Raw genomic sequence first — 5704 nt, 5'->3', positions numbered from 1 at the left:
AGTCTCTTTGCGCCGATGGTACTGCCTTCATGGTGGGGGTGGGAGAGTAGGTTGCTGCCGCATTTTTTGTTGGTGGGGGTGTGGCCCGTTTGTTCGGGTTGCGCCCCCGCCTTTTTTTATGCCCGAATGCAGAAACGTTCGGTGAGTGAAAGTGAACCCGGAGTATGCGCTCCGGTGCGGCATACACGGATCGGGGCGGGACTCCGCTACGCGGTGCCCCGCCCCGATCGCGCCGGCATCGGCTATCCGTTGAGGCCGGTCCCCCGCTCCAGGCTGAGCAGGCTCTCCTTCCGTGGAATTCCGCCGCCGTAGCCGACCAGCGCGCCGTTGGCGCCGATCACCCGGTGGCACGGCACGAGGATGGAGATCGGGTTGCGGTTGTTGGCCATGCCCACCGCACGCGAGGCGTTCGGCTGCCCGATCGAACGGGCGATTTCGCCGTAAGTGGCGGTCCGCCCGTGCGGGATCGTCGTCAGCGCACTCCAGACGGTGCGCTGGAAGGCGGTCCCCCGCGGAGCCAGCGGCAGGCTGAACTGCCGCAGCTCCCCGGCGAAATAGGCGCCGAGCTGCTCGGCCGCCTCCCGCAGCGCCGCGGGCTCGCGCCGCCACTCGTTCTCGATCTCCTGGGCGAAGCGCTCGTGCGGGCTCATGTACAGCCCCGTGACCGCCTCCCCGTCGCCGATGAGCAGCAGCTCACCCAGCGGGGAGGGCACCAGGTCATACAGGGGTGTCACGCTGCGGGGCTCGGCGAACCGCGCCGGAGCGACGCGCTCGCTTGCGGGCTCGGCCACCTCCAGCGGCAGAGCGTCCTGAATCGTGTTCGGGTCTGCGGTCATCGTCGCTGTCCTCATCGTCGTGTGCCTGCCCCTCCGATCGCGGGGTGGTGGTCGCGGGTGTGCCGTCGGCTCCGCTGGGGCGCGTGCCGGCCGCCCAGAGGTGGTGTGTGGCGTAGGAGCGCCAGGGCCGCCACGCCTGCGCCGACCGGTCGGCGGAGCGCGGGTCGCCGGGCAGCTCGAGGCGCTCCAGCGCCTTGCGCACGCCCAGGTCGGTCCCGAGGAACACATCGGGATCGCCGAGGGCGCGCATGCGGATGTAGTCGGAGGTCCACGGGCCGATGCCGGGCAGCTCGCGCAGCCGGGCGGAGGCCTCGTCGCGGTCGACGCCGGGGTCCAGTTCGATCCGGCCGGACGCCAGCGCCTCGCTCAGCGCGATCAGCGCCTTGGCGCGCCCGGCGGGCATCGGCAGGTCCTCGGGGGAGGCCGCGGCCAGCACCTCCGGGCCGGGGAAGGCCCGGGTCAGACCGCCCTGGGGAAACGCCAGCGGCGTGCCGAAGCGCTCCACCAGCCGACCGGCCACCGTGCGCGCCGCCGCGACCGAGACCTGCTGGCCGATGATGCCGCGTACGGCCATCTCGGCGGCGTCGGCGCTCGCGGGCGCCCGCAGCCCGGGACGCTCGGCGACGATCCCGGCCAGCGGGCCGCCCTCGGCGCCGAGGGCGGCGGCGACCGCGTCGGGGTCGGTGTCCAGGTCCAGCAGCCTCCGGCAGCGGTGCACGGCCGTACCCAGATCCTTCATCAGGTCCAGGCAGAGACGGCACCACACGTGGTCGTCGGTGTCGCCGCGCGAGATGTACACGATCCCGCGGCCGTGCGGGAGGTTGAGCACCCGCCGGTAGCCGCCGTCGACGACCTCCTCGATCCCCGGCACCGCGCGCGCGGCGAGGAAACCGAAGAGGTGGTCGAGGTCGATCGGCGGGCGGAGCGGCAGCCGCACCGTGACAGTGCCGGACTGCTGGGCACCCGACGGCGCCGTGAGCCCCGCGGCGTCCGCGTCCGTGCCGTCGCTGCAGGCGTGCGGCGCTCGCCCCGTGCCCGTACGGCGCAGCAATGAGGGGGCGCGGGCGAACACCTCCCGCACCGTGTCGTTGAACTGGCGGATGCTGGAGAAGCCCGACGCGAACGCGATGTCGCTCATCGGCAGGTCGGTCGTCTCGATCAGCACGCGCGCGGTCTGGGCCCGCTGCGCGCGGGCGATCGCCAGCGGCCCCGCTCCCAGCTCGGCCACGAGCAGCCGGTTGAGCTGGCGTTCGCTGTAGCCGACCCGCTCGGCCAACCCCGCGACCCCGTCGCGGTCGACCGCACCGTCGGAGATCAGCCGCATGGAGCGGCCCACGATGTCGGCGCGCACGTTCCACTCGGGTGACCCGGGCGAAGCGTCGGGCCGGCACCGCTTGCAGGCGCGGAAGTCCGCCCGCTGAGCGGCCGCCGCAGAGGGGAAGAACCGGGTGTTCTCGCGCTTGGGCGTGACTGCGGGGCAGCTCGGCCGGCAGTAGATGCCGGTGCTGGTCACTCCGACATAGAAGACCCCGTCGAAGCGTGCGTCCTTGCTGCGGACCGCCAGGTAGCGCTGGTCGTCGTCCATCACGCATCCATCATCGTGCGCGTACCCGAGCCACGCTAGCGGATTTCAGACATGGAGATCCGGGTGGCCACTGCGGTCGGTCCGGGGCTCCCGGTGCCGGCGCCGGCGCGCGGTCGAGCGCCGCGGGCTGCCGGACGCGCTCGGGCCCGCACCCGCCCGCTCGCGCGCACCGGCGCCGCCGTTCAGGCGGAGTCGCTCGACCTCTCGGCGGCGTCGCCGTGTCTATGCAGGTAGTCGATGAAGATCGGGCGCAGCTGCTCCTGTACGTCGGGGTCCTCGTCGGCGCCCAGGGCATCGTAGAACAGGCCGGACGCCTGGGCGACGCCCGCCTCGCTCGCCTCCAGGTTGCCCGCAGCGGCCTCGGCGGCGGGGAGCATGCCCAGCAGCCGCCAGAAGAAGCGGATGTCCCAGCGATGGCGGGCGAGGGCCACCGCGCGGTCGCGCAGGACCTGCGTCTCCAGGAGTTCCAGCGGCGACTCGTCTTCGCTCATGTCTCCACTCATGCCCGATGGCTACCCGGCCCTCGCGCGTCCAACATGCGGTGACGTACGTTACTGTTCGTTAACGGGTCCACCGGTGGCGGGCGGGCGGCGCTGTGCGCGCCGGCGGTCGCGCGGACCGGGCAATCGGCAGGAGGGACGCACATGGGCGGGTCATCGACCGTGCGGGTCGTCGTCGCCAAACCCGGGCTCGACGGCCACGACCGCGGCGTGAAAGTCGTGGTCAGGGCGCTGCGCGACGCCGGCGTCGAGGTCATCTACACCGGGCTGCGCCAGACGCCGGAGATGGTCGTCAGCGCCGCGCTGGAGGAGGACGCCGACGCGATCGGGCTGTCGGTGCTCTCCGGCGCCCACATGACGATCTTCGGCCGGGTGATGGAGCTGCTGGCCGAGAACGACGCCCGCGACATCACCGTGTTCGGCGGCGGCATCATCCCCGAGGCGGAGGTGCCGGAGCTGGAGGCGATGGGCGTGGCCAAGGTGTTCACTCCCGGCACGCCCACCACCGAGATCAGCGAATGGGTCCGGGAGAACATCAGGCCCCAGCACGCCGGAGCGAGTGGCGCCGCCGGGTGACCGCCGACGCGTCATGACCCCGTCGCGGTGTGAGATCCGCCGGGGAGCACCCTGCGGCGCGGGCCGGGCCGATCCACGGCAGTAAAATGTCTGTTTTGTGTCTCCCTTACGTGCCGACCGGTCCGGTCGGCCCTCCTGCGCCGCGACTCCGCTTCCGCACCCGCCGGCTCCCCGCCCGCGCGGCGGCGACCGCTTCGCGCTAGCGCTCCGGCCGTCGACGCCCGCTTCGGACGCTCCGGCTGTGGCGCGAAGGCCGAGGTAGCGGCGTGGAGACCGGCCCCGAGATCGTCGCCCTGCTCATGACCGCCGCCCTCGCCGCCGGCTGGGTCGACGCCGTCGTGGGCGGCGGCGGGCTGCTGATGCTGCCCGCCATGCTCGTCGCCTTCCCCAACGCCCCCGTGGCGCCGCTGCTGGGCACCAACAAGCTGACCGCGATCATGGGCACGGCCTCGGCCGCCGTCACCTATATCCGCGGTGTGCGCCCCGACCCGCGGATCATGTGGCCGACCGCCGGCCTGGCGCTGCTGGGTGCAGGAGGAGGGGCCGCGCTCGCCGGGTCGGTCTCCTCCGAGGCGCTGCGGCCGACGGTGATGCTCGTGCTCGCGGTCGTGCTGGTCCTCGTCATCGCGCGCCCCGCGATGGGTGCCGTGGCCGATCCCGCACTGCTGACCCGGCGGCGCGTCGTCGTGGCGGTGCTGCTGGCCGGGGGCGGGGTCGGCTTCTACGACGGCCTGATCGGCCCGGGGACGGGAACCTTCTTGATCATGGTACTGACCGCGGTGGTGGGCCTGGACTTCGTGCGCGCCTCCGCGTCGGCGAAGGTGGTCAACACCGCGACGAACCTGGGCGCGCTCGCGGTCTTCGCTTGGAACGGAGACGTGCTGTGGCTGCTGGGGCTGGGCCTGGCGGTGTGCAACGTCGCCGGCGCCCAGATCGGCGCGCGGATGGCGCTGCGCCGGGGAGCGGGGTTCGTCCGGGTGGTGCTGGTGGTCGTCGTGCTCGCGCTTCTGGTGCGCCTCGCCTGGGAGACACTCGCCTGAGACGGCGCCGCGCCCTCGCGCGGGCGGGCGCGCACGGCCTCACACCCGAGCCCGTGGTCTTGTGATCCTGTGTGAATCCGCACACCGGTTCTCATCGGACGACCGGGCGTGAACGGGCTGTTCCGCGATTTCCGGAAGCGGTATGACTGGTCACCGCTGCCCCGGTGTCTGCCGTCAAGCTCAGGGAGGACTAAGCTTCCGCATGTTGCGGTTGGCGTTTCGAGCCCTGTTTCAACGCGGCGGGACCCGTGGCGGTTCCCGCGTTTTCGGTCCGGCCGGCCGCCGCACACCACAGCAGCCAGCTAGTAACAAGGACGGACCCTCGTGGACCTGTTCGAATACCAGGCGAAGCAACTCTTCGCGGAATACGGGGTACCGGTACCCCAGGGGAAGGTGGCGAGCACGGCCGCAGAGGCTCGTGCGATCGCCGAGGAGTTCGCGGCGGCGGGCGCGTCCCGGGTCGTGGTCAAGGCCCAGGTCAAGACGGGCGGCCGCGGCAAGGCCGGCGGTGTGAAGGTGGCCGACGACGCCGCCGACGCCGAGGCCAAGGCCGGGCAGATCCTCGGGATGGACATCAAGGGGCACACCGTGCACCGGGTCCTGATCGAGGAGGCCAGCGACATCGCCGAGGAGTACTACTTCTCCTTCCTGCTGGACCGGGCCAACCGCACCTTCCTCTCGATCTGCTCCGCCGAGGGCGGCGTCGAGATCGAGGAGGTCGCCGCGACCAACCCCGACGCCGTCGCCCAGGTGCCGGTCGACGCCCTGAAGGGCGCGCCCCCCGAGGTCGCCGCCGAGATCGTCGCCAAGGCCAAGCTGCCCGAGGCCGCCGCCCAGGGCGCGGCCGAGGCCATCAGCAAGCTCTGGGACGTGTTCGTCGGCCGCGACGCCACTTTGGTCGAGGTCAACCCCATGATCCTCACCGGCGACGGCCGCGTCGTGGCCCTCGACGGCAAGGTCACCCTGGACGAGAACGCCGACTTCCGCCAGGACCTGGAGAGCCTCGCCTTCGCAGCCGAAGGCGATCCCCTCGAGGTCAAGGCCAAGGAGAAGGGGTTGAACTACGTCAAGCTGGACGGGCAGGTCGGCATCATCGGCAACGGTGCCGGGCTGGTCATGTCCACGCTGGACGTGGTCTCCTACGCCGGTGAGGCCCACGGCGGGGTG

General features: G+C 72.1%; 6 protein-coding genes. 3 read left to right on the top strand and 3 right to left on the bottom strand.

Translation table 11 applies throughout. From position 1 onward, the window contains the following. Positions 1–242 precede the first annotated feature (242 nt). The 3 genes from ABD284_RS25630 to ABD284_RS25620 all read right to left on the bottom strand — a co-directional run bounded on the left by ABD284_RS25630 (position 243) and on the right by ABD284_RS25620 (position 2912). Positions 243–836 (bottom strand): methylated-DNA--[protein]-cysteine S-methyltransferase, encoded by a 594-nt coding sequence (locus tag ABD284_RS25630; RefSeq protein WP_417788577.1) that lies wholly within the window; start codon positions 834–836, stop codon positions 243–245. Further along, entirely contained in the window at positions 718–2421 is a 1704-nt protein-coding gene (locus tag ABD284_RS25625; protein WP_344149047.1) for an AlkA N-terminal domain-containing protein, read from the bottom strand. The genes ABD284_RS25630 and ABD284_RS25625 overlap by 119 nt, the downstream gene beginning before the upstream one ends. A gap of 182 nt (positions 2422–2603) precedes the next feature. Beyond that, complete coding sequence (locus ABD284_RS25620) at positions 2604–2912, bottom strand: hypothetical protein (RefSeq protein ID WP_344149044.1); 309 nt, start codon at positions 2910–2912, stop codon at positions 2604–2606. A gap of 153 nt (positions 2913–3065) precedes the next feature. Between ABD284_RS25620 and ABD284_RS25615 the strand changes: the two genes are divergently transcribed. The 3 genes from ABD284_RS25615 to ABD284_RS25605 form a co-directional block, all read left to right on the top strand. After that, entirely contained in the window at positions 3066–3497 is a 432-nt protein-coding gene (locus ABD284_RS25615) for a cobalamin B12-binding domain-containing protein (RefSeq protein WP_344149041.1), read from the top strand. Positions 3498–3796: 299 nt separating this feature from the next. Then, a complete protein-coding gene (locus tag ABD284_RS25610; RefSeq protein ID WP_344149053.1) occupies positions 3797–4537 on the top strand; it encodes a TSUP family transporter in 741 nt (246 codons plus the stop codon). A gap of 324 nt (positions 4538–4861) precedes the next feature. Next, positions 4862–5704: ATP-grasp domain-containing protein (locus ABD284_RS25605; RefSeq protein WP_344149038.1), on the top strand; the 843-nt coding region annotated here is incomplete at its 3' end.

Origin of the sequence: Streptomonospora arabica (assembly GCF_039531585.1) — a bacterium.
GTDB classification, from domain to species: Bacteria; Actinomycetota; Actinomycetes; order Streptosporangiales; family Streptosporangiaceae; genus Streptomonospora; species Streptomonospora halophila.
Note: the sequence above shows the minus strand (reverse complement) of the source record. Positions and strands in the feature narration are given on the sequence as shown.

What these genes read in the sequence shown, in the direction of transcription:
- ABD284_RS25630 (WP_417788577.1), bottom strand. Translation starts at nt 836, where the DNA reads ATGACCGCAGACCCGAACACGATTCAGGACGCTCTGCCGCTGGAGGTG.
- ABD284_RS25625 (WP_344149047.1), bottom strand. Translation starts at nt 2,421, where the DNA reads ATGGACGACGACCAGCGCTACCTGGCGGTCCGCAGCAAGGACGCACGC.
- ABD284_RS25620 (WP_344149044.1), bottom strand. Translation starts at nt 2,912, where the DNA reads ATGAGCGAAGACGAGTCGCCGCTGGAACTCCTGGAGACGCAGGTCCTG.
- ABD284_RS25615 (WP_344149041.1), top strand. Translation starts at nt 3,066, where the DNA reads ATGGGCGGGTCATCGACCGTGCGGGTCGTCGTCGCCAAACCCGGGCTC.
- ABD284_RS25610 (WP_344149053.1), top strand. Translation starts at nt 3,797, where the DNA reads ATGACCGCCGCCCTCGCCGCCGGCTGGGTCGACGCCGTCGTGGGCGGC.